Consider the following 23,267-nt stretch of genomic DNA (forward strand, 5'->3'; position numbering starts at 1 on the left):
GGTTTTAGCCTGGGGGGCGCGGCATTCCCGTATGCCCGAAGATCACACGCGTGGCCGGCACGCGCGACCCGCACAGGAACGAGGCCTCACATGACCGACCCCGTGACGCTGGACAACGAGGGCACCATCGGCGAGTTCGACGAGAAGCGCGCCGAGAACGCTGTCCGCGAACTCCTGATCGCGGTCGGCGAGGACCCGGACCGGGAGGGTCTGAGGGAGACTCCGGCGCGGGTGGCGCGGGCGTACAAGGAGATATTCGCGGGGCTCTGGCAGCAGCCGGAGGACGTGCTGACGACGACGTTCGACATCGGGCACGACGAGATGGTCCTCGTGAAGGACATCGAGGTGTACTCGACCTGTGAGCACCATCTGGTCCCGTTCCGGGGGGTCGCTCATGTCGGGTACATCCCGTCGACCAGCGGGAAGATCACCGGGCTGTCCAAGCTGGCCCGGCTCGTGGACGTCTACGCCCGCCGCCCGCAGGTGCAGGAACGACTCACCACGCAGATCGCCGACTCCCTGATGGAGATCCTGGAGCCGCGCGGGGTGATCGTGGTCGTCGAGTGCGAGCACATGTGCATGTCGATGCGGGGGATCCGCAAGCCGGGCGCGAAGACGATCACCTCTGCGGTGCGCGGGCAGTTGCGGGACGCGGCCACGCGGAACGAGGCGATGAGCCTCATCATGGCGCGCTGAGGGCCGCCGCTCGACGTTGTACGGCGGGCCTTGTCAGGACGCCGGGGCCGTGCCCGGGGTGTTGTGGTCGTCGTCTTCCGGGAGTTTGCAGACGCGCTCCAGGAACAGGGCCGCCGCTATGACCGCGATGCCGGCCAGGACCGAGAAGCCGGCGTAGATGGCCTGGTCGCGGCGGGCCGGGATGTCCAGGGACTCCAGGAGGAAGACGCCCGTGCCGCCGTACATCCCGGCGACCAGGGCGGCCACCAGGGCGCTGGCCTGGCCGAAGACGACCGCGCGGGCGGCCATTAGCGGATCGACGCCCTTGGCGCCGGGCTCGCGGTCGCGCTGGGCCCTGAGGCGGGCGCGCAGCGAGAGCGCGGTGGACAGCAGGACCACGGCGATCAGGGCGAGCACGATGGGGGCGGCGAGGGGGACGCTGGGGAGCGTACCCACCGAGTTCCACAGGCGGGCGCCTGCCCAGGACAGCACTCCGGCGACGACGAATACGCCGGCCAGCAGCCTGATGCGCAGCTCTCTCACGGTGTCCCTTCAGCTCCCCGGTGGTGTCCGGCCGGTGCCGGCGGGCGGGCCGTGGTCATGGTGACCCCGGCGGCGCCCGCCGTGTGTGCGGTCGTCCTGACCTTAACGACTACTCGGGCAGCCGGAGTTCCAGATCGTCGCGGGCGGCGACGCCCTCGCGGGTGACGACACCGAGGAGTTCGGCGACGGCGCCGCGGCCGGGCAGCTGGGCGCCGGGGTCGACGTCGTGCCAGGGCACCAGGACGAAGGCGCGTTCGTGGGCGCGCGGGTGAGGGAGGGTGAGCTGCGGGTCGTCGGAGACGAGATCGGCGTAGGACACGATGTCGACGTCGAGGGTGCGCGGGCCCCAGTGCTCGTCGCGGACGCGGTGGAAGGCCTCCTCGACCGCGTGTGCCCGCTCCAGCAGGGAGGACGGCGGGAGGGTGGTCTTGAGTACCACGACCGCGTTGAAGTACGAGGGCTGGCTGTCGGGGTCGACGCCCCAGGGCTCCGTCTCGTAGACGGGTGAGACGGCCTTGATGCGTACGCCCGGGGTGTCCTCCAGGGCGTCGATCGCGCCCTGGAGGGTCTCCAGGCGGTTGCCCAGGTTGGAGCCGAGGGCGATCACGGCGCGCCTCGGGTTCTGGAGGGTGATGTCGGCGGCGTCGACCTGCTCGACGACGGAGGCGGGTACCGGCTGGACGGTCGGATCGCTGTGACCCTTGGTGAAAGGTGCGGTCATACTCGGCTCCGGGTGATGGTGACGGTCACGTCGTCGAAGGGGACCGTGATCGGCGCGTCCGGCTTGTGGACGCAGACCTCGACCTCCTGGACCCCCTCGTGCTTCAGGCAGACCTCGGCGATACGGCCGGCGAGCGTCTCGATGAGGTTGACGGGCTCGCCCTCGACGACGGCCACGACCTCCTCGGCGACGATCCCGTAGTGCACGGTCTTCGTCAGGTCGTCGTCGGCCGCGGCCGGGCGCGTGTCCAGGCCGAGCACGAGGTCGACCACGAAGATCTGGCCCTCCTCGCGCTCCTTGGGGAACACGCCGTGGTGCCCACGGGCCTTCAGGCCGCGCAGCGCGACACGATCCACGCGAATCACTCCTGCAATCGTCGGTGACGACCGCTCCGTACCGCGTGCGGGCGGGAGGAACGGCCTCGGACGAATCTACCTGCGGGCACTGACAGCTCCGGGCCACGGGGGCGTGGGTCCGGGCCGGGCCCAGGAGGTTTCACCGGGTGTTTCCCTCGGGGAACCCGGCGGCTCATGGGTCGGTAGCCGCGTCTACCCGGGGGCCGGTGATTCGAACCACCTCTTGGTCCCTGCGGGGCGCCTACCCACTCAGGAGGGTGTCTCCTCGCCCTCTTCCTCGTCGTTTTCGGCCAGAACCGGCGAAGCGTGGTGCGACCAGATTTTCCAGCCCTCCGGCGTACGTCGGAACACGTTGGTCGCGACCACGAGCTGGCCGACGAGCGGGCCCAGCTCGTCGCCGTCCTCGGGGGCGGGGCCGCCGCTGAGGATGTTCTCCGTGCAGGTCACCACGGCCGTGTCGCCGGTGACGGAGACATGCACGTCGGTGAGGAAGAACTGGATGTAGTCGGTGTTCGCCATGATCAGCGCGTACGACCGCAGGACCTCGCCGCGGCCGGTGAGCACGGGCCAGCCGGGGTGCACGCAGGAGACCACGCCGGTGTCGGCCGGGTCGTGGTACTCCTCATCGACGCCCAGGTCGGAGGGGGCGAGCCAGAGCGTGGAGACCGTCTCGAAGTCGCCCTGCTCCAGTGCCTCGTAGAAGGCGGCGTTGGCGGCTTCCACCTGCTCTACGTCGGTGTGGGGGGCGCTCACCGGGCTCCTTCGTTGGAGGGCGCGTCGGGGGTGGCGGTGGTGGAGGTGGTGGCAGGCTGGTGCGAGGGCTCCTGCGCACGCCGGGTTTCTGGCGCGTGCGCGTCTTCGGCGCGCTGTGCGCGCCCGGCGTGCGGAGGCTCGTCGCGCGCTCCCTCGACCGCGCGGGCGACCCGTACCGCGTCGGCCGTCGCGTGCACCTCGTGTACGCGCACCGCCCAGGCGCCGGCCTGGGCCGCGAGGGCGGAGACGGCGGCGGTGGCCGCGTCGCGTTCGCGCGCGGGCGGCGGGGCGCCGCCGGGGCCGGCCAGTACGCGGCCCAGGAACCGTTTGCGGGACGCGGCGACCAGCAGTGGGTGGCCGAGTGCGTCGAGCCGGTCGAGGTGGGCGAGGAGCGCGAGGTCGTGCTCGACGTCCTTGGAGAAGCCGAGGCCGGGGTCGACGACGATGTGGTCCGGGGCGATGCCTCCGTCCAGGACGGCCCGCACGCGCGCGTGCAGTTCCTCGACGACTTCGGTGACGACGTCCTCGTAGACGCCCCGGACGTTGCCGCCCTCCAGGAAGCCGCGCCAGTGCATAACGACGAAGGGGGCGCCGGCCGCGGCGACGACCGGGATCATCGCGGGGTCGGCGAGTCCGCCGCTGACGTCGTTGACGAGGGCGGCGCCGGCGGCGAGGGCCTGCTCGGCGACCGAGGCGCGCATGGTGTCGACGGAGACCACGGCGCCCTCGGCGACGAGGCCGCGGACGACGGGGACGACCCGCCGCAGCTCCTCGGCCTCGTCGACCCGCGTCGCGCCCGGGCGGGTGGACTCGCCACCCACGTCGACCAGGTCCGCGCCCTCGGAGACCAGGTCCAGGCCGTGCTTGATCGCCGCCGTCGTGTCGAACCAGCGGCCTCCGTCGGAGAAGGAATCGGGCGTCACGTTCACGACCCCCATGACCGCGCAGCGGTCCCAGGTCGGAAGGCCCGCGACGCTCCGGCGTCCGCTCTGCTTGCTCATACGTTCAGCGTAGGCCCCCGCAGGCCGAGGGCTTCGCGGCGCCCGCGCGGGGCGGGTCGGGGGGACCGGCGAGAGCCCTGTTTCCTTCATGCGGGGTCGCTCATACCGCGCGGACCCCCCGTTCCGCCGTGCCGTGGGCGCACGGGCGGGGTGTGCGCGGGCGGCGGCGCAGGAGGCGGGGTGGGGCGAGGTCGACGAAGCCCTCGGCGCGCAGGGCGGCCAGGCCCAGGCGCGGAAGGTCGGCGGAGGCGCGGTAGACGACGAAGCGGGGCTCCCAGCGCGGCTGGAACTTCGCGTTGAACCGGTACAGCGACTCGATCTGGAACCAGCGCGACAGGAACACCAGCAGTCCGCGCCACGCGCGCAGCACCGGACCCGCGCCGATCCTCTCGCCGCGCGACAGCGCCGAGCGGAACATCGCGAAGTTGAGCGACACGCGCGCGATGCCGAACTGCGGGGCGGCCCGGAGCGCCGCCACGATGAGCAGTTCGTTCATCCCGGGGTCGGCCGCGCGGTCGCGCCGCATGAGGTCCAGGGAGACCCCGTCGTCGCCCCACGGCACGAAGTGCAGGACCGCCTTGAGATCGCCGTACGGACCCGTGGGCGTGTCGGCCCGGTGGGCGGTGGCGACGAGGCAGTCGCCGTCGGAGGGGTCGCCGACGCGGCCCAGCGCCATGGAGAAACCGCGCTCGGTGTCGGTGCCGCGCCAGGCGTCCGCCGCGCGGCGGATCCGCTCCAGCTCGGCGTCGCCGAGGTCACGCACGCGTCGTACCCGGGTCTCGTAACCGGCGCGCTCGATGCGCTTGACCATCTGGCGCACGTTGCGCATCGCGCGGCCGGCGAGCGAGAAATCCGGGACGTCCACCACCGCCTCGTCGCCCAGTTCGAGGGCGTCCAGGCCCGTTTCGCGGGTCCAGACCTCGCCGCCGGTCTCGGAGCAGCCCATGACGGCGGGGGTCCAGGAGTGGGCGCGGGCCACGTCCATGAAGCGTTCGATGGCGCCGGGCCAGGCCTCGACGTCGCCGATGGGGTCGCCGCTGGCGAGCATCACGCCGGAGACCACGCGGTAGGTGACGGCCGCCTTGCCGCTGGGGGAGAACACCACCGCCTTGTCGCGGCGCAGCGCGAAGTGGCCGAGGGAGTCGCGGCCGCCGTGTCGGTCCAGCAGGGCGCGGAGTCTGCTCTCGTCGTCCTCGGTGAGACGTGCGGCGGGGTGTTCTGGGCGCAGGGCGAGGTAGGCCGTGGTGACGGCGGTGAGCAGGCCCAGGGCGCCCAGGGAGACGGCCACCGTGGAGGACGTGGTGCCCTGGTAGTCGACCGGGCCCTGGAAGCCGAACAGGCCGTACAGGACGTGGGTGATGCGGGCCGCCAGGCTCGGGTCGCCGACCATGTGCCGGCCGTGCACGCTGACGACGACCAGGCCGAGGACCAGTGAACCGGCGCCCATGAGGACGAAGTTGGCCAGCGCGCGCCAGCGGCTGCGCGGGTCGGGCAGGGAGACGAACTGGTCGCGGTGGCGCAGCAGGGCCCACAGCAGCGCCAGCGAGATCAGGGCGCCGACGAGCGAGTGGCGGTAGGTGAACTGGGCCGTGGCGCCTATCGGCAGCAGCCCCACCGCCGCCCGCCAGGCCCGCCGTTTGCTCCGCCTGAGCCCGTGGGCGAGGAGGAGCAGCAGCACACCCGTGCTCAGTGAGAGCGCCGCCGCGTAGGGGCCCAGCGCGCCGGGCAGTACCTCGGCGAGGGTGTGCATACGGCTGTGCCGAAAGCGTGGGAAGACTCCGGCGGCGATGTCCAGAAGGCCCACCAGCGCGCCGGCCCGCGCCGCCAGAACGGGAACGGACTCGGCGCGCGGACCGCGCAGCAGACGCCGAACGCGGCCGTCACGAACCGGAGCCGCGGCCTTGCCCGACTTTTCCTCATCTTCCCTGACAGACATCGCATCCCGTAGTTCAGCGAGAGACCGTGCGACGGGTACCGATTCGGGCATCCGGCGACATTGCGCCCTCTAGGACGGTGTCTTGGGGAGGGAGGTTCACTCTTCCTTCCAAAGCCGGTTCAAAGCTCGTGAAAAGCGGGGGCAAGTGGCGGGTGACGTGCCGGTGTGCGAGGGAAAGCGCAGGCGGGGAGGGCGGTGCGGGACGCGGGCCGTACGGCAATCCGTCGACGGCATCGGAACCGGGCGTCCGTGATCATGCGGGAGGAATGCGGAATTGCGCCCCGGCGGGTCGAGAGTGGGGCCCAAATAGGCCGCGGATCAGGGGAGTTCGGATTCCGTACGGCGATCAATGGTGCATGCCAACTAGTTGATCTTGCGGAACTCCGGTACGGCTCTCTTCGCCGATACCGAGTTGATACCAACTGAACGCCTTGGAGTGGCCGTGTTTTTACGGCCCGGGGCACCACGATTCGCCTACGCGCGGTAAGTTTCTGGCCATGCCACGTGGACGTCATCGCCATTCCCCGCCCTTGCACAGGCTGCTGCCCCCGTCGGCGATCGCGGGCGTCTCCATCCTCTGCGCGCTCGGCCCCTGGGTGTTCACGGAGACAGCGATGCTCCGCGTGCTGGCCGCGGCCGCCGCGGTGACGGCTGTCATCGGCGCGGTCGTCATGCGGCACTGGGACATGCAGGCGGGCAAGCAGGTCGCCGACCTCGTACGCGCGCGGGCGAGCGACGAGTGGCGTCACGAGGAACGTATCGCCGAACTGGAGTCCGACCTGGAGGAGTCGCGCGATCTGCGCGTCAAGTTGGAACAGCGCCTCCGGGCCAAGCGCTCCGAACTGACCGGCCTGCGCAACGAGCACGCGGCACTGCTGCGGCGGTACGCCACGGCGGAGACCGAGCGGGCCAGCGCCCTGGAGGGCCGTCGTCTGCTTGAGATAGAGGCGACCACGCCCTCGCGCGCGTTGCCGCCGGGGCCGGCGGCGGAGGACGTGGACGCCGAGGGCGAGTCGGAGGCTGAGTCGAAGTCCGAGGCCGGTGTTTCTTCGGACGCGCCCCTGGACGGCGACGAGCAGGCCGTGGTCGCGGAGGATGCCGAGTCGGACGACGACGACGCCGAGTCCGTCGACGAGGAGTCCGACACGCCGGCGGTCTTCTCGCCCGACGGCTCCCGGTTGTTCCTTCGCGCGCAGGCGGCGCTTTCGCGCCTTGAGGACGAGGGTCAGGACGAGAACGCCGAGGACGGCGAATCCGAGGACGACGGCATCGTCGTATCGGAAGAGTCGGAGGATTCGGGGGAATCGGGAGAGTCGGAAGAAGACGGCGATGGATCGGACGAGGACGTTCGATCGGACGACGCGGCTGTAGCGGACGACGCGGCCGTGGCGGAGGACGAGGCCCAGGAGTTCGACGACTCGGAACTCGACGAGTTGGACGACGAGGACTCCGTCGGTCGGGACGCCGTTGGCCAGGAGCCTGCCGGCTCCCACGAGCACAAGCACGAGTCCGAGTCCGACCCCGACCTCGATCCGGACCCGGATCCCGGCCCGCGCGGTGAGGCCGCCGAAGGCGCGAACCGTACGACTACGGAGACCCCGGCACCCGCCCCCAACGCCCACCACCCCCGCACGGAACCGTCCGAGCCGGTCCGGGCCACCGTTCCGGCGCAGGGCGCCGCCTCCGCACCGGCCGCGACCGGTGACACGGAGGCCGCGCAGGAGGACGAGGCGCAGGGGAAGCCCGGGGCGGCCGACGCGCAGGAGCACGCGGTCGCCACCTCCACGGACCGGGTCCAGGAGTACGCGGCCCCCGGCGCCGCGTCCCACGCGCAGAGCGACGCCGTCGTGGCCGCGGAGACGCGGCCCGCCGCGTCGGTCCAGCAGCCGACGGGGCACTTCACCGTGCCGACCGCGGTGGCCGTCGTACCGGCCGCGCCCGCGCGCCCCTCGGTCGAGGGGGGATTCGACTTCTTCGGTACGAAGCAGGACGGGTCGGACGCGCTGGACGCCGTGCAGAACGAGGACCTCGCCGACGTCGTCGGCCAGGAGGCGCTCGACCTGCACAAGGCGGAGGCGGAGGGCGAGTTCAAGCCCGCCGGGGAGAAGACGGCGGACTCGGAGGAGAACGGGCGGGTCATCGACCTGACCGAGCACGACGAGACCGAGCACATCGACCTGGGTGGACTGCGCAGCGCGGTCTCCTGAAGCCTGCCCCTGTTCCCCTGTTCCCCGTTCGCTGCTCCCCGTTCCCCGTTCCCCGTCCCCCGGGAGCCCGGCGTCTCGGCGCCGGGCTCCCGCATGTTCCGGGCCCGTCAGGCCATCCAGCGGTCGGGGCGCGCGTCCCGGCGGCCGGTGCGGGACCGCTCCGCCTGCGCCCGCAGCAGCTCCGCGGCCTCCTTGGTGCCTCTCAGGCGCGCTGTCTCGCTCTGGTTGGCCCCCGTGTCCACATGGACGTCCGCGACGTCCCAGAGGCGCTGCCAGGGCCCTTGGGTGAGCCGTACGCTCTGCACCTTCGCGTGCGGAACCAGGGCCAGCCGGCGCCTGAGCAGTCCTTTGCGGGTCGCGAAGACGGCGTCCGTGACGGTGAGCCCGTAGCCGCGCCACCACAGCGGCACGCAGCGTCCCGCCCGGCGCGGCGGGCGGGACAGGGCGGACGCCGGGGGAACCGTCACTCCGGGCAGTACGCGCGCGACGATCGCCTCGGCGATCGCGCGCGGAGCGACCGGCAGCAGCAGCGAGTTGCTCGAACCGGCCACCGCCAGCTCGACCTTCACCCAGCCGCGCCGCCGCCACAGCAGCGGTTCGACGATCCGTACGGTCTGCACGCGTCCGGGCGGCACGGTCTCGTGCGACCGGTCGAGGAGTCCGTGGTCGATGCGCAGCCCGTCCGGCGACTCGGCGAGTTTCCAGTCGTACTCGGCGACAAACCGCCCCACACTGCTCGCGCCCGCCGCGCCGATCAGCGGCAGACCGGTCGCGATCACCGTCCACAGGCTGTGGGTGAAGAACCACAGCACTGGCGGTACGACGACGGCGGCGGCCAGCGTGCCCCAGGTCGCGCCGGTCAGCAGCAGCGAGATCGCCAGGTCGCGGGCCGGTACGCGCAGCAGCTCGCGGGAGGGGGCCTCGCCGACCTCGTGGGCCGTCTCGGGGGCGAAACCGGCGGCACGCGCGAGGAGTTCGGCCCGCAGCGCGCGTGCCTCGCCCTCGCCCAGGAAGGCGAGTTCGTCCTTCTTGTCGGCGCCTATGACGTCCAGGCGCAGCTTGGAAACGCCCGCCACGCGCGCGAGGAGCGGCTGGGTGATGTCGACGGCCTGGAGGCGTTCGAGGCGGATGTGCGCGGTGCGCCGGAACAACAGGCCCGTACGGATGCGCAGTTCGGTGTCCGTCACCGCGAAGTGGGTGAACCACCAGGTGAGGAAGCCGTAGAGGGCGGCGGCGGGTATCACCACGCCGAGGGCTATCAGGAGGGTGGTCGTCGTCAGGCGGGTCAGCTGGCGCTGCGCCTGGTCGGGGTCGTGCAGCGCCCAGCCGATGACCACGGCGATGGGTGCCCACGCGCGCCGGAACGGTGTCACGGGGTGCAGCCGCCGCTCGGCCAGGGGCTCCGCGGGGCGTACGGCGTCGTCGGTGCCCGGCGTCGTCACAGCCCCGCCGATCGTGCCTCGCCCAGCTCGGTGAGCCGGTCGCGCAGCCGTTCCGCCTCGTCCGGGTGGAGGCCGGGGATGGTCGCGTCGGACGCCGCGGCCGCCGTGTGCAGCTGCACGCTGGCCAGCCCGAAGTAGCGCTCCACGGGGCCGGAGGTGACCTCCACGAGCTGCATCCGCCCGTACGGCACCACGGTCTCCTCGTGCCACAGGACACCCTTGCTGATCAGCAGGTCGTCGGCGCGTTCCGCGTACCGCCAGGAGCGCCAGTTGCGGCCGAGCATCACCCAGCCCCACCCGGTCAGCGCCAGCGGCAGCAGCGCGAACGCCGCCCACGCGGGACCGGCCAGCAGCCCCGGCAGCAGCCCGGTGGCGAGGGTCAGCAGTCCCAGCCACACCACCAGCAGCAACCGCCGCATGCGCAGCAGCCCCGGCGGCAGCCCGATCCACTCCGGCTCGGCCTGCGCTGTTCCCGCGCTGTGCGGGCTCCCCGTCTCCATACCGTCAGCCTACGTAGGACAGACTGGGACCATGACTCCAACGACGGAGACCATGGTCGGGATCGGCGGCGCCGCGGAGAGCACCGACATGGTGCTCAACATCGGACCGCAGCATCCGTCCACCCACGGTGTGCTGCGGCTGAAGCTGGTCCTCGACGGGGAGCGCATCAACCACGCCGAGCCCGTGATCGGCTATATGCACCGCGGTGCGGAGAAGCTCTTCGAGGCGCGCGACTACCGCCAGATCATCATGCTCGCCAACCGCCACGACTGGCTGTCGGCCTTCTCCAACGAACTCGGTGTGGTGCTCGCCGTCGAGCGCATGCTCGGCATGGAGGTGCCCACCCGCGCGGTGTGGACCCGCACGCTGCTCGCCGAGCTGAACCGGGTGCTGAACCACCTGATGTTCCTGGGGTCGTATCCGCTGGAGCTGGGCGGTATCACCCCGGTCTTCTACGCGTTCCGCGAGCGTGAGGTGCTCCAGAACGTCATGGAGGAGGTCTCCGGCGGCCGGATGCACTACATGTTCAACCGTGTCGGCGGCCTCAAGGAGGACCTTCCGGCCGGATGGGCCTCCCGCGCGCGTGGCGCCGTCTCCGCCGTGCGCTCGCGCATGGACCGCTTCGACGACCTGGTGCTCGGCAACGAGATCTTCCGCGGTCGCACCCGGGGGGTCGGCACACTGACGCCCGGGATCGCGCAGGCGTACGGCGTGAGCGGGCCGATCGCGCGCGCCGCGGGCCTCGACCTCGACCTGCGGCGCGACGAGCCGTATCTCGGGTACGGCGAACTCCAGGACGTCCTCAAGGTCGTGACCCGGCAGGAGGGCGACTGCCTCGCGCGCTTCGAGTGTCTTCTTGAGCAGACGCACAACGCCCTGGATCTCGCCGACGCGTGTCTCGACCGGCTCGCCGACCTGCCGCCCGGCCCGATCAACCAGCGCCTGCCGAAGGTCCTCAAGGCACCCGAGGGCCACACCTACGCCTGGACCGAGAACCCGCTCGGCATCAACGGCTACTACCTCGTCAGCAAGGGCGAGAAGACCCCGTACCGGCTCAAGCTGCGTTCGGCGTCGTACAACAACATCCAGGTACTCACCGAACTGCTGCCGGGCACCTTGGTGGCGGACATGGTGGCGATTCTGGGGTCGATGTTCTTTGTGGTCGGGGACATCGACAAATAGGCGATCGGATCGACGAACAGGCGATCGGTGAGGGTCGTCAATCGGCTAGTGGGTCCGGAATTCCTACCGGCTGGACGAGCCAGCCGAAGTCGCCGAGGCCGCCCTGTGCGGTGAGTTCCGCGGCTTCTCCGGCGCTCGCGAGAGCGCGTACGTAGGCCGCGGGGTCGGTGGTCGCGAGTGTGAGCGGGGGGCGTGCGCCGGTGATGCCAAGGGTGTGCAGGGCGTCGCGCTGCCGGAGCAGGCGCCCGTCCCGTGCCGCGCACGCGTCGAGCGCGACATGCGCCGTGACATCGCACGAGCCGTCGGGCACCGGTGCGGTCTCGCGTCCTTCGCGGAAGCCGGTGAGTGTGCCGAACGGTGGGCGGGTGTCGGCGGTGTGCGCGTAGTCGGCCGCCACCGCGAGTCCGCGCGAGACGCTCGCCACCGCGTCCGCCCAGGCGGCGTCCCGCGGCAGCCCGATCTCCGCCCGCAGCCCCTCTTCGGCCCGCAGTCCCTCTTCGGCCGGCAGCGGCCACCATCGCGCGAGCCACCGTGCCTCCGCGCCGGTGACCGGCTCTCCGAGACGCTCGGTCCCGTCCTCCCGTACGAGCACGAGGCGCGGCACTCCCGCGCGGTCCACCTCGGCGATGTCCAGGGGCACGTTGTCCAGCCACTCATTGGCGAACAGCAGGCCGGTCACGTCCCGCGGGGGTGCGGCGCGCCACTCGATCCGGGGGTCGAGGTCCTCGGGCCGCGCGGCGATCTCGACGGCGTACGCGCGCGTGCGGGTGGCCACCTCGGCGGGCAGCGCGTCGAGCACACCGGTGATCAGCTCTCCGCGGCCCGCTCCCATGTCGACGAAGTCGACCACCTCGGGCCGGCCCAGCGCCGCGTCCACCCGGCGGAACAGCCGCGCGACCGCCTCCGCGAACAGGGGCGAGGCGTGCACCGACGTACGGAAGTGGCCGGCGGGGCCCTCGGGGCGGCGGTAGAAGCCGCGGGGGCCGTAGAGCGCGTCCTGCGCGGCCGCTCGCCAGCCCCGCCACGCACCGGCGGCGGGCGCGGCCGGTGCGTCGGGGGGCGTGGCCCGAGGCATGTGCGCCGGGCCGTGCGCGCCCACGCCCAGAGATTCCCGCGCCCCATGTGTCGCCGTCTCGTCCGCCTCGCGAGCCCCACCCGCCGACGCCTGCCCGGCCCCCTCCGCAGCGACCTCCAGCCTCCCGTGCCCCGGTGCTGTGTGGTGCGCGCCCGGCGGGATCGGCGTGTGCGTCGTGTCATCCGTCACGTCGCCAGGCTAGGCGTCCTGGACAACGGGGCCTCCACCTTGCGGAGTACGCGCGTGGGACACGGATCGGTCCTCCGGTTGACCCCGGCACCTGTCGCGCATCCCTACGCTGGGTTACGTGCAGCGTCTCTATGACTTCCTCCGCAGGCACCCGACGTGGGTCGACGGCTTCTGGGCCCTCGTCCTCGTCGGGATGTCCGTGGTGGCCTCGGCCGCCGGGCAGGCCGACCTCGGGACCGACGCCCCCTGGCTGACCGTCCCCGTCGCCCTGCTCCTCGGTGTTGTGATCACGCTGCGCCGCCGGATGCCGGAGTACATGCTGATCCTTGCCGCGGCCGTCGGCCTGATACAGGTCGTGCTGGACGTCTCGACGACCCTGGCGGACTTCGCGCTGCTGGTGATCGTCTACACGGTGGCGGCGGACGGCGCGCGATGGGCGTCCCGGTTCGCGCTGATAGGCGGCCTGTGCGCGGCACCACTCGCGCAGATCCGCTGGCCACTCCAGGACACCGGCGCGGCGGGCAACGTGGTGGTCGCGGTCCTTCAGACCGTGCCGTTCGCGCTGGCCTGGGTGCTCGGCGACTCGATCCGCACCCGGCGCGCCTACTTCGCACAGCTGGAGGAGCGCGCGACCCGGCTGGAGAAGGAGCGCGAGGCACAGGCCAAGGTCGCGGTCGCCGCCGAACGCGCGCGGATCGCCCGCGAACTGCACGACGTCGTCGCGCACAACGTGTCGGTGATGGTCGTGCAGGCCGACGGCGCCGCCTACGTCCTCGACGCCGCGCCCGACCAGGCGAAGAAGGCCCTGGAGACGATCTCCTCCACCGGCCGCCAGGCCCTCGCCGAGATGCGCCGCCTGCTCGGTGTGCTGCGCACGGGTGAGCACCAGGAGGGCGGCGAGTATGTCCCGCAGCCCGACGTGCAGCAGATAGAGGACCTGGTCGAGCAGTGCCGCGGCTCGGGTCTGCCCGTCGACTTCAAGGTCGAGGGCACACCCCGCCCGCTGCCGAGCGGTGTCGAGCTGACGGCGTACCGGATCGTGCAGGAGGCGCTCACCAACACCCGCAAGCACGGCGGGCCCAACACGGGCGCGAGTGTGCGGCTGGTCTACTTCGACGACGGCCTCGGCCTGCTCGTCGAGGACGACGGCAAGGGCGCCCCGCACGAGCTGTACGAGGAGGGCGGCGTCGACGGACAGGGCCACGGCCTGATCGGCATGCGGGAGCGGGTCGGCATGGTCGGCGGCACCCTGGACGCGGGCCCCCGCCCCGGCGGAGGATTCCGCATCAGCGCCCTGCTCCCGCTCAAACCGGCGCACTGACGACGTCGCACGCCCCCTGTTGACACCTGTAACAGCCCACTACCAGCCCCGCCCCCCACAGGCCGAAGGACGGAAGAGCCCGATGACGATCCGCGTGATGCTCGTCGACGACCAGGTGCTGCTGCGCACCGGATTCCGGATGGTGCTCGCCGCACAGCCGGACATGGAGGTCGTCGCGGAAGCGGGCGACGGCGTGGAGGCGCTCCAGGTGCTCGCGGCGACCGCCGTGGACGTGGTGCTGATGGACGTCCGTATGCCGAAGCTGGACGGGGTGGAGACGACCCGGCGCATCTGCTCCGACCCCAATCCGCCGAAGGTGCTCATCCTGACCACCTTCGACCTCGACGAGTACGCCTTCTCCGGCCTGAAGGCGGGCGCCTCCGGTTTTATGCTCAAGGACGTGCCGCCGGGCGAGCTGCTGACCGCGATCCGTTCCGTGCACAGCGGCGACGCCGTGGTGGCCCCGTCGACCACACGCCGGCTCCTCGACCGGTTCGCGCCGATGCTGCCGAGCGCCGGCAAGCAGCCCGAGCACAAGGAGCTGGAGCGGCTCACCGGCCGGGAGCGCGAGGTCATGGTGCTGGTCGCGCAGGGCCTGTCCAACGGGGAGATCGCCGCGCGGCTCGTCCTGTCCGAGGCGACGGTGAAGACCCACGTGGGCCGCATCCTGACCAAGCTGGGTCTGCGGGACCGGGTGCAGGTCGTGGTCCTGGCGTACGAGACGGGGCTGGTGCGGGCCGGAGGGCAGGGCTGAGCGGGGTCCGGCCGTATTACGTGCGAGCCGGGTGGCGGCGTCGGTGGGGTCTGCGCATGCTGCTGTGGATCAACGGCCCCTTCGGCTGGGTGAACTCGGCCACGGTGGGCGGGGTGTCGAGAAGTCGGGGCTGCGCCGTGAGAGTTGGGCCGTGCGGCGGCTCGACCACTGTCTGGAGCGGCTGAGCGAGCCGGAGTTCGCCGAGCACCTGTGGACGGACCACACGACCGTACCGAAGACGGCGGACCGCATCGCCGTCCTGGCCGGCCTCGGACTGCGCCCCAACAACGAGGGCCCCGTACGGACCCGGCTGCGGCAGGCGGGCGTCGGGATCCGGCACATCCGGTTCGACCGAGCACGGGCCGGGTCACCGCAGCAGCGCCTCCAGGAAGTCGCTGCCCAGCCGGGCCACGGCGGCGGCGTCCAGCTGGTACAGCACGTACCGCCCGCGTCGGCGTGTGGTGATCAGGCCCGCCTTCTTGAGCACGCTCAGGTGCCGGGATATCTCCGGTGCCGTCATGGTGTGGATCTGCGCCAGCTCACCGGTGGTGTACGTGCTGCGCGCGAGATTGCGGCAGAGCTGCATACGCATCGGGTGGGACAGCGCGGTCATCCGCAGGGTCAGCTGCTCGATCGACGGCGGCGCGGCCGGCTCGGGGGAGCCCACGGGGTAGTGCAGGACTGGCTGCCAGCCGTGCCGGTGCAGCACACTCAGGTGCGGCCAGCCGAGGCTGGTCGGCACAAGCAGCAGACCGCCGTCCCCGACCACGCAGTGGCCCTGGCGCAGCTTGTCCACGACGATCCGTCCGGCCTCGTCGAGCGACACGGCCGGTGACACGGCGGCGAGCGCGTCGCCCAGGCCCTTGTGCCGCATCAGCTCCGTCTTGTGCCGTGCGTCGGCGGTCAGCTGGTGGCGCAGCCGCGCCCACGCGTCGGCGAAGAAGGCCTCGTCGCAGTCCTGGAGGAACTGCCGCAGCCAGAACCGGATCCGCGGCGGATCGGCGAGCAGGCGCTGACTGAACCGCAGTTGCTGCGGTCCCCGCGCGGCGGCCAGCTCCAGCGCGCGGCGGCGCAGCTCCGCGTCGGCGAGCACGTCGAGCGGCGGCGTGCTGTAGGGCAGCGCGCACGTGAACTCGAGCGCCGCGTCCACGAACTGCTCGTCCGAGAGCTTGTCCAGCTGGTCCAGTTCCTCGGCGAGGGTCCCGCAGGGCAGCGCGGTCCCGCCGTGGATGCCCGCGTACGGCATGAACAGGTCGGAGAACGTGGTCCGCCACAGGAAGTCGGCCTCGCACATCCGGTCGGCCAGATGCGGGTCGAGCCGCGCGGTCGCACCGGTCACCCAGCCCTGAAGTCCCGGATGGTGGCCCGGCTCCGACAGCGCGTGCAGCGCCATGCCCAGCTCGGCCAGGGGAGAGGGCACGACGGCGATCCTCTCCGGCCGCACCCCGGCGATGTCGATGGTCACGCTCATAACGCCATGGTGCCTCCTGCCACTGACAACGCCGTCGTCGATTGACGACCGCCGTCAATCGACCGGGGCGTTGCCGCTGCTCAAGAGGCCGCCCCTACCCGGCCTTCCGTCCTACCCGGCCTACCGCCCTACCCGGCCTTCCGGGCCTCGTCCATCAGCACCGCCACGAACTCCACGACCGCCGCCTTCACGTCCTCCGCGCCCCACTCCAGCCCCGGCGCCCGTACGTCGATCTCCGTGACGGCGAGACCGGGGCCGGGGGCGTCCCAGGGGCGGGCGAACAGCAGGGTCCCGCTCTCCTCGGCATGCCGGATCGCGGCCTCCGAGACGACATCGACGTCGTACGGCAGCCAGACCTGGAACTCGTAGGTGTACGGCTCGTCGGGGTGGACGCGGGACCAGGGCAGCCCCGCCGCGGCGAACCCCTCGCGCAGCGCGGCGGCGACCACGCGCGCGTGCCGCACGTAGTCCGGCAGCCGGGGCAGCTCGCGCTCCAGCCCGGCGAGGGCGGACAGCGCGGTCGGGAACTGCTGGAAGAGCTGGCCGCCGTACCGGTGCCGCCAGGCCCTGGCCTCCTCGATCAGCGTGCCGGGACCGGCGAGGGCCGCGCCGGAGAAGCCGTTGAGGGACTTGTAGAACGACACGTAGACGCTGTCCGCGAGGCCCGCGATCTCGGGCAGGGGGCGGCCGAAGTGGACGGTCGTCTCCCACAGGCGCGCGCCGTCGAAGTGCACCACCGCGTCGCGCTCGCGCGCCGCCTCCACGATCTCCGTGAGCTCCTCGAAGGTGGGCAACAGGAAACCGGCCTCCCTGAGGGGCAGTTCCAGCATCAGCGCGCCGAACGGCTCCTCGAAGTCGCGCACCTCGGCGGCGGTCGGCAGCCGGGGCTCGCTCGTGACGCGGACCGGGCGCAGGCCGCTGACCTCGCTGAGCGCGTTGCGCTCGTGCACCTCGGGGTGGGAGAGGCCGTGCAGGGCGACCGTGGGGACGCCGGTGCGGCCGGCCCAGCAGCGCAGGGCGACCTGCTGGGCCATCGTGCCGGTCGGGAAGAACGCGGCGGCCTCCGCGCCGAGCAGCTCGGCGACCTTCTCCTCCAGGGCGGCGACGATGCCGTTGCCGTACATGTCGGCCGGTTCGTCGAGGTCGTACAGCTCCTCGGCCGACTCCAGCAGGGCCAGACGGTCCCTCAGCGAGCCGAGGACGCTGGAGTGCGCGAACTTCCGCCGCGCGCTCCCGTACGCGGCTCTGCGCCGCGCGAAGCGTCGCTTGCGCTGCTCCTCGGCCGAGGAGGACTCGTCACCCGGTACGTCCGGACCGGCCTGACCGGCCTGACCGGCGCCCCCGCCACCCGGCCCGGCACCCCGCGCGTCCCGCTCATCGCCATCGCTCATGCCCGGATCATCCCCCGCCCGCCACCGCGCGGGCACCCGGTTTTGCGGGTGCGTGGACGGGTGGGTACCGCCACGCCGGGGAGACCGGCGAGTACCCACAGCCTGTGGACAACCGGACGCCCCGGGAACCAATCGCGTTAACATGACGAGAAATCGTCCGGTACCCAGAGCGGACTGGAACGGGAAGGCCGCCGTCGCGTGAGTACAGTCCAACAGCCAGACCCCAGGGACCGCCCCGCGAGGCTTACCGTAGGCGTCGTCGGCGCCGGCCGGGTGGGCCCCGCGCTCGCCGCGTCCCTGCAACTCGCCGGGCACCGCCCGGTCGCCGTCTCCGGAGTGTCCGACACCTCCAGGAAGCGGGCCGCGCTGATGCTGCCCGACGTGCCGGTCGTCACCCCGGCCGAGGTGCTCGCGCGGGCCGAACTGGTGCTGCTGACCGTGCCGGACGACGCCCTGCCCGGTCTGGTGTCCGGCCTCGCCGAGACCGGTGCCGTCCGTCCCGGTCAGCTCCTCGTGCACACCTCCGGGCGCTACGGCTCGCGGGTCCTGGACCCGGCGCTGCGCGCGGGCGCCCTGCCGCTGGCCCTGCACCCGGCGATGACCTTCACCGGCACACCCGTCGACGTCCAGCGCCTGGCCGGCTGCTCCTTCGGCGTCACCGCGCCCGTCGAACTGCGGATGGCCGCCGAGGCCCTCGTCATCGAGATGGGCGGCGAGCCGGAGTGGATCTCCGAGGAGAACCGCCCGCTCTACCACGCGGCACTCGCGCTGGGCGCCAACCACCTCGTCACCCTGGTCGCGCAGGCCATGGAGCTGCTGCGCACGGCCGGCGTCGAGGCGCCCGACCGGATGCTCGGCCCGCTGCTCGGCGCCGCCCTCGACAACGCGCTGCGCTCCGGCGACGCGGCACTGACCGGACCCGTCGCGCGCGGGGACGCGGGCACCGTCGCCGCACACGTCTCCGAACTGCGCCGGCACGCCCCCCAGACCGTCGCCGGATATCTCGCCATGGCGCGGGCCACCGCCGACCGGGCGCTCGCGCACGGGCTGCTGAAGCCGGAGTTCGCGGAGGACCTTCTCGGGGTGCTCGCCGACGAGTCCACCGGCGCCGAAGGAGACGCCCGATGACCACCACCGTGCTGCGCACCGCCGACGAACTGCACGCACGCGCGCGTGCCGGGCGCCGCGCCGTCGTAATGACCATGGGCGCCCTGCACGACGGACACGCCACCCTCGTGCGCACCGCGCGGGAGATCGCGGGCCCGCAGGGCGAGGTCGTCGTGACGGTCTTCGTGAACCCGTTGCAGTTCGGCGAGGGCGAGGACCTCGACCGCTATCCGCGCACCCTGGAGGCCGACGTCAAGCTCGCCGGGCTGGCCGGCGCGGACGTGGTCTTCGCACCCTCGGTGGACGAGGTCTACCCGGGTGGCGAACCGCAGGTGCGGATCAGCGCGGGCCCCATGGGAGAACGCCTGGAGGGCGCCTCGCGCCCCGGGCACTTCGACGGCGTCCTCACGGTCGTCGCCAAGCTGCTCCACCTCACCCGGCCCGACGTGGCGTTCTTCGGGCAGAAGGACGCCCAGCAGCTCGCCATGATCCGCCGCATGGTGCGGGACCTGAACTTCGGTGTGGAGATCGTCGCCGTACCGACCGTGCGGGAGGACGACGGGCTCGCCCTGTCCAGCCGCAACCGCTACCTCTCGCCCCGGGAGCGGCGCACCGCGCTCGCCCTGTCCGCCGCGCTGTTCGCGGGCGCCGACCGGCACGCCGCCCAGGAGGCGCTGCGCGCGAGGGCGCGTGAGGTGCCCGCCACCCGCGCGCGTGCGGAGGCGCTCAGCGCGATCGGCGAGTCCCGCGCGGCGGCCGACGCGCACGCCGTCGCCAAGGCCCGCCCCGGCGGCCCTGCGGCCGTCCGCGCGGCGGCCCGGCTGGTCCTGGACGAGGCCGCCCGCCTCGACCCGCCGCTCGCACTGGACTACCTGGCGCTGATCGACCCCTCCGACTTCACGGAGATCGAGCACGACTTCACCGGCGAGGCCGTGCTCGCCGTCGCGGCCCGGGTCGGTGCGACCCGGCTGATCGACAACCTGCCCCTGACCTTCGGAGCCGCCTCGTGACCAGCACAGGCATACGACTGCACGCGCCCGCCCCGGGCTGGTCGATCGACGCGGACGTCGTGGTCGTCGGCTCCGGCGTGGCCGGCCTCACCGCCGCCCTGCGCTGCCAGGCGGCCGGCCTCAGCACGGTCGTCGTCACCAAGGCGATGCTCGACGACGGCTCCACCCGTTGGGCGCAGGGCGGTATCGCCGCGGCCCTGGGCGACGGCGACACGCCGGAACAGCACCTGGCCGACACGCTGGTGGCGGGCGCGGGCCTGTGCGACGAGGAGGCCGTACGGATCCTCGTCACGGAGGGCCCCGACGCGGTACGGCGGCTGATCGAGACCGGCGCGCACTTCGACGAGTCCGAGGAAGGCCTGCTGGAGCTGACCCGCGAGGGCGGCCACCACCGGCGGCGCATCGCCCACGCGGGCGGCGACGCGACCGGCGCCGAGATCTCCCGGGCCCTCGTCGAGGCGGTACGCGCGCGGGGACTTCGGACGGTCGAGAACGCGCTGGTGCTCGACCTCCTGACGGACGCGGAAGGCCGTACGGCGGGCGTGACCCTGCACGTCATGGGCGAGGGCCAGCACGACGGCGTGGGCGCCGTGCACGCGCCCGCGGTGGTGCTCGCGACCGGCGGCATGGGCCAGGTGTTCTCCGCGACCACCAACCCGTCCGTGTCCACCGGCGACGGCGTGGCTCTCGCGCTCCGCGCGGGCGCCGAGGTCAGCGATCTTGAGTTCGTCCAGTTCCACCCCACCGTGCTCTTCCTCGGCCCGGACGCGGAGGGCCAGCAGCCCCTGGTCTCCGAGGCCGTACGGGGCGAGGGCGCGCACCTGGTCGACGCCGACGGCGTGCGCTTCATGGTCGGGCAGCACGAGTTGGCCGAGCTCGCGCCCCGGGACATCGTCGCCAAGGGCATCATGCGCCGTATGCAGGAGCAGGACGCCGAGCACATGTACCTCGACGCCCGGCACTTCGGCGCCGACATGTGGGAGCACCGCTTCCCGACGATCCTGGCCGCCTGCCGCGCCCACGGCATCGACCCGGTCCACGAGCCGATCCCGATCGCCCCGGCCGCCCACTACGCCTCCGGCGGTGTCCGCGCGGACGCTCGCGGCCGGACGACCGTCCCCGGTCTGTACGCGTGCGGCGAGGTCGCCTGCACCGGCGTGCACGGCGCGAACCGCCTGGCCTCCAACTCCCTCCTGGAGGGCCTGGTCTACGCCGAGCGCATCGCCGCCGACATCACGGCCCGCCGGGCGCACAACGGCCTGCACGCGCGCGTGCCGGATCCGGTGCCGCACCCCGAGGTGCCCGAGCACCCGCTGCTCGCCCCCGAGGATCGTTTCTCCATCCAGCGGACCATGACCGAGGGCGCCGGCGTCCTGCGCTCCGCGGACTCCCTCGCCAGGGCCGCCGAACAGATCGACCGGCTGCACGCCGACGCGCGCGAGGCACTCGCCGAGCAGGGCAAGACCGCCGAGCCCGGCGTCGACACCTGGGAGGCGACCAACCTGCTCTGCGTGGCCCGCGTCCTGGTCGCCGCCGCCCGCCTGCGCGAGGAGACACGCGGCTGCCACTGGCGGGAGGATCACGCCGAGCGCGACGACCACGCGTGGCACCGCCACATCGTCGTACGGCTGAATCCGGACCGCACGCTCGCCGTGCACACCACGGATACCGCAGACTTCCCCCCGACCCGGCAGTACCGGCCATCCCAGGAGCAGTGAGCGTAGTGAGCACCCCCGACCTTCCCCTCGCCCAAGGAGGCGGCTGCGGCGACGGCTGCGCCTGCGGCGCCGACGAGGAGCACGAGGAATACGCAGAGTGCGGCCTGGACCCCGCGCTCGCCCAGCTCCTGGCGGACGCCGGACTCGACCCCCTGGAGGTCGAGGACATCGCCAACGTCGCCGTCCAGGAGGACCTGGCGGGCGGCGTGGACGTGACGACCGTCGCGACCATCCCCGAGGACGCCGTGGCCACCGCCGACTTCGTGGCGCGCGAGGACGGGGTCGTGGCCGGACTGAGGGTCGCCGAGGCGGTCCTGTCGGTCGTCTGCACGGACGAGTTCGAGGTCGAGCGGCACGTCGAGGACGGCGACCGCGTGTCGGCCGGGCAGTCCCTGCTGTCGGTCACCACCCGCACCCGCGACCTGCTCACCGCCGAGCGCAGCGCGCTCAACCTCCTGTGCCGCATGTCGGGCATCGCGACCGCCACGCGCGCGTGGGCGGACGTTCTGGACGGCACGCGGGCGAAGGTCCGCGACACGCGCAAGACCACGCCGGGGCTGCGCGCGCTGGAGAAGTTCGCCGTACGGGCCGGCGGTGGCGTCAACCACCGCATGTCGCTGTCCGACGCGGCGCTCGTCAAGGACAACCACGTGGTCGCCGCGGGCGGCGTGGCGCAGGCCTTCAAGGCGGTCCGCGAGGACTTCCCCGACGTGCCGATCGAGGTCGAGGTCGACACCCTGCACCAGCTGCGCGAGGTCCTGGACGCGGGCGCCGACCTGATCCTGCTGGACAACTTCACGCCCGGCGAGTGCGAGGAGGCCGTCGCCCTCGTCGACGGCCGCGCCGCCCTGGAGGCGTCCGGCCGGCTCACCCTGGACAACGCCAAGGCGTACGCCGACACCGGCGTCGACTACCTGGCCGTGGGCGCCCTGACGCACTCCTCCCCGATCCTGGACATCGGTCTGGATCTGCGAGCGGCGGAGTAGGGAGCGGGAACCGGTCATGCTGCTGACGATCGACGTAGGCAACACGCACACGGTGCTCGGCCTGTTCGACGGCGAGGACATCGTCGAGCACTGGCGGATCTCCACGGACGCCCGCCGCACCGCGGACGAACTGGCGGTGCTGCTCCAGGGCCTCATGGGCATGCACCCGCTGCTCGGCGAGGAGCTGGGCGACGGCATCGACGGGATCGCGATCTGCGCGACCGTGCCGTCGGTGCTGCACGAACTGCGGGAGGTGACCCGCCGCTACTACGGCGACGTGCCGGCCGTACTGGTCGAACCGGGCGTCAAGACGGGCGTGCCGATCCTCACCGACAACCCCAAGGAGGTCGGCGCCGACCGGATCATCAACGCGGTCGCGGCGGTCGAGCTGTACGGCGGTCCGGCGATCGTCGTGGACTTCGGTACGGCGACCACGTTCGACGCGGTCAGCGTGCGCGGGGAGTACGTCGGCGGGGTCATCGCGCCGGGCATCGAGATCTCCGTCGAGGCGCTCGGCGTGCGGGGGGCGCAGCTGCGGAAGATCGAGGTGGCGCGGCCGCGGAGTGTGATCGGCAAGAACACGGTCGAGGCGATGCAGTCGGGGATCGTGTACGGGTTCGCCGGGCAGGTGGACGGTGTGGTGAACCGGATGGCGCGGGAGCTCGCGGACGATCCCGAGGACGTGACGGTGATCGCCACGGGTGGGCTGGCGCCGATGGTGCTTGGGGAGTCGTCGGTGATCGACGAGCACGAGCCGTGGTTGACGTTGATCGGGCTGCGGTTGGTGTACGAGCGGAACGTGTCCCGTATGTGAGGCGTGCGGCGCCGGCGTTGCGTGTCGCGGTGTCCGGCGTGTCGCGGCCCCGCGTTGCAGTGGCGCCGGCGTGGCGGTGCCGGCGTGGCGGTGCGTGGGGGGTGGGTGGCGCTG

General features: G+C 72.5%; 21 protein-coding genes and 1 pseudogene. 11 read left to right on the plus strand and 11 right to left on the minus strand.

All coding sequences use genetic code 11. The features are described from left to right. Positions 1–90: 90 nt before the first annotated feature. Positions 91–696, plus strand: coding sequence for a GTP cyclohydrolase I FolE (gene folE, locus ACIQAC_RS11265; protein WP_402189171.1), 606 nt, complete (start codon positions 91–93; stop codon positions 694–696). A 33-nt stretch (positions 697–729) separates the two neighbouring features. Here folE and ACIQAC_RS11270 read toward each other — a convergent pair whose 3' ends face one another. The 6 genes from ACIQAC_RS11270 to ACIQAC_RS11295 form a co-directional block, all read right to left on the minus strand. Beyond that, positions 730–1,218: a DUF3180 domain-containing protein gene (locus tag ACIQAC_RS11270; RefSeq protein ID WP_402189173.1), complete on the minus strand. Its 489-nt coding sequence runs from the start codon at positions 1,216–1,218 to the stop codon at positions 730–732. Positions 1,219–1,327: 109 nt separating this feature from the next. Continuing rightward, complete coding sequence (gene folK, locus ACIQAC_RS11275; RefSeq protein WP_402189174.1) at positions 1,328–1,939, minus strand: 2-amino-4-hydroxy-6-hydroxymethyldihydropteridine diphosphokinase; 612 nt, start codon at positions 1,937–1,939, stop codon at positions 1,328–1,330. Further along, positions 1,936–2,295, minus strand: coding sequence for a dihydroneopterin aldolase (gene folB / locus ACIQAC_RS11280; RefSeq protein ID WP_402189176.1), 360 nt, complete (start codon positions 2,293–2,295; stop codon positions 1,936–1,938). The genes folK and folB overlap by 4 nt, the downstream gene beginning before the upstream one ends. 249 nt (positions 2,296–2,544) lie before the next feature. Next, a complete protein-coding gene (locus ACIQAC_RS11285; RefSeq protein ID WP_402189178.1) occupies positions 2,545–3,048 on the minus strand; it encodes a nuclear transport factor 2 family protein in 504 nt (167 codons plus the stop codon). Beyond that, a complete protein-coding gene (gene folP / locus ACIQAC_RS11290) occupies positions 3,045–4,049 on the minus strand; it encodes a dihydropteroate synthase (RefSeq protein ID WP_402189179.1) in 1,005 nt (334 codons plus the stop codon). Before folP ends, ACIQAC_RS11285 begins: the two co-directional genes overlap by 4 nt. 100 nt (positions 4,050–4,149) lie before the next feature. Then, positions 4,150–5,985, minus strand: a complete 1,836-nt coding sequence (locus ACIQAC_RS11295; RefSeq protein WP_402189180.1) for a phosphatidylglycerol lysyltransferase domain-containing protein — start codon at positions 5,983–5,985, stop codon at positions 4,150–4,152. A 530-nt stretch (positions 5,986–6,515) separates the two neighbouring features. Here ACIQAC_RS11295 and ACIQAC_RS11300 point away from each other — a divergent pair. Then, positions 6,516–8,192 (plus strand): hypothetical protein, encoded by a 1,677-nt coding sequence (locus ACIQAC_RS11300; RefSeq protein ID WP_402189182.1) that lies wholly within the window; start codon positions 6,516–6,518, stop codon positions 8,190–8,192. Positions 8,193–8,299: 107 nt separating this feature from the next. On the opposite strand, the gene ACIQAC_RS11305 is transcribed toward ACIQAC_RS11300, so the two are convergent. Beyond that, positions 8,300–9,634 carry a PH domain-containing protein gene (locus ACIQAC_RS11305; protein ID WP_402189183.1) on the minus strand — a complete coding sequence of 445 codons (1,335 nt, stop codon included), beginning with the start codon at positions 9,632–9,634 and terminating at the stop codon, positions 8,300–8,302. Continuing rightward, positions 9,631–10,134 (minus strand): PH domain-containing protein, encoded by a 504-nt coding sequence (locus tag ACIQAC_RS11310; RefSeq protein ID WP_402189184.1) that lies wholly within the window; start codon positions 10,132–10,134, stop codon positions 9,631–9,633. The genes ACIQAC_RS11305 and ACIQAC_RS11310 overlap by 4 nt, the downstream gene beginning before the upstream one ends. 31 nt (positions 10,135–10,165) lie before the next feature. On the opposite strand from ACIQAC_RS11310, the gene ACIQAC_RS11315 reads away from it, so the two are divergent. Continuing rightward, positions 10,166–11,317, plus strand: coding sequence for an NADH-quinone oxidoreductase subunit D (locus ACIQAC_RS11315; RefSeq protein WP_402189185.1), 1,152 nt, complete (start codon positions 10,166–10,168; stop codon positions 11,315–11,317). Positions 11,318–11,354: 37 nt separating this feature from the next. Here ACIQAC_RS11315 and ACIQAC_RS11320 read toward each other — a convergent pair whose 3' ends face one another. Then, on the minus strand, positions 11,355–12,392 hold the full coding sequence (locus tag ACIQAC_RS11320; RefSeq protein WP_402189324.1) for an SAM-dependent methyltransferase: 1,038 nt from the start codon (positions 12,390–12,392) through the stop codon (positions 11,355–11,357). A gap of 307 nt (positions 12,393–12,699) precedes the next feature. Here ACIQAC_RS11320 and ACIQAC_RS11325 point away from each other — a divergent pair, with 307 nt between their 5' ends. The 3 genes and pseudogenes from ACIQAC_RS11325 to ACIQAC_RS11335 all read left to right on the plus strand — a co-directional run. Continuing rightward, positions 12,700–13,902, plus strand: coding sequence for a sensor histidine kinase (locus ACIQAC_RS11325; protein ID WP_402189186.1), 1,203 nt, complete (start codon positions 12,700–12,702; stop codon positions 13,900–13,902). An 82-nt stretch (positions 13,903–13,984) separates the two neighbouring features. Next, entirely contained in the window at positions 13,985–14,656 is a 672-nt protein-coding gene (locus ACIQAC_RS11330; RefSeq protein WP_402189187.1) for a response regulator, read from the plus strand. Between the two features lie 118 nt (positions 14,657–14,774). Beyond that, positions 14,775–15,008 (plus strand): annotated as a pseudogene (locus ACIQAC_RS11335) (ATP-binding protein); the annotation flags it as partial. 15 nt (positions 15,009–15,023) lie between these two features. Here ACIQAC_RS11335 and ACIQAC_RS11340 read toward each other — a convergent pair. Together ACIQAC_RS11340 and ACIQAC_RS11345 are read right to left on the minus strand one after the other, a co-directional pair. Further along, a complete protein-coding gene (locus ACIQAC_RS11340; RefSeq protein ID WP_402189189.1) occupies positions 15,024–16,127 on the minus strand; it encodes a DUF5937 family protein in 1,104 nt (367 codons plus the stop codon). 128 nt (positions 16,128–16,255) lie between these two features. Beyond that, positions 16,256–17,518: a threonine aldolase family protein gene (locus tag ACIQAC_RS11345; RefSeq protein ID WP_402189190.1), complete on the minus strand. Its 1,263-nt coding sequence runs from the start codon at positions 17,516–17,518 to the stop codon at positions 16,256–16,258. 198 nt (positions 17,519–17,716) lie between these two features. Here ACIQAC_RS11345 and ACIQAC_RS11350 point away from each other — a divergent pair, with 198 nt between their 5' ends. Genes ACIQAC_RS11350 through ACIQAC_RS11370 form a run of 5 tightly spaced genes read left to right on the plus strand, consistent with a single transcriptional unit; the run spans position 17,717 to position 23,153 of the window. Next, complete coding sequence (locus tag ACIQAC_RS11350; protein ID WP_402189192.1) at positions 17,717–18,646, plus strand: Rossmann-like and DUF2520 domain-containing protein; 930 nt, start codon at positions 17,717–17,719, stop codon at positions 18,644–18,646. Next, complete coding sequence (gene panC, locus ACIQAC_RS11355) at positions 18,643–19,635, plus strand: pantoate--beta-alanine ligase (RefSeq protein ID WP_402189194.1); 993 nt, start codon at positions 18,643–18,645, stop codon at positions 19,633–19,635. Before ACIQAC_RS11350 ends, panC begins: the two co-directional genes overlap by 4 nt. After that, the gene (locus ACIQAC_RS11360; protein ID WP_402189196.1) at positions 19,632–21,353 is read left to right on the plus strand and encodes an L-aspartate oxidase; all 1,722 of its coding nucleotides are present in this window, start codon (positions 19,632–19,634) and stop codon (positions 21,351–21,353) included. Before panC ends, ACIQAC_RS11360 begins: the two co-directional genes overlap by 4 nt. Before the next feature lie 5 nt (positions 21,354–21,358). Beyond that, positions 21,359–22,339 (plus strand): carboxylating nicotinate-nucleotide diphosphorylase, encoded by a 981-nt coding sequence (gene nadC / locus ACIQAC_RS11365; RefSeq protein ID WP_402189197.1) that lies wholly within the window; start codon positions 21,359–21,361, stop codon positions 22,337–22,339. Between the two features lie 16 nt (positions 22,340–22,355). After that, positions 22,356–23,153, plus strand: a complete 798-nt coding sequence (locus tag ACIQAC_RS11370) for a type III pantothenate kinase (protein ID WP_402189198.1) — start codon at positions 22,356–22,358, stop codon at positions 23,151–23,153. The last annotated feature ends 114 nt before the right edge of the window (positions 23,154–23,267 follow it).

It is taken from the genome of Streptomyces sp. NPDC088387 (assembly GCF_044753385.1).
Taxonomy (GTDB): domain Bacteria; phylum Actinomycetota; class Actinomycetes; order Streptomycetales; family Streptomycetaceae; genus Streptomyces.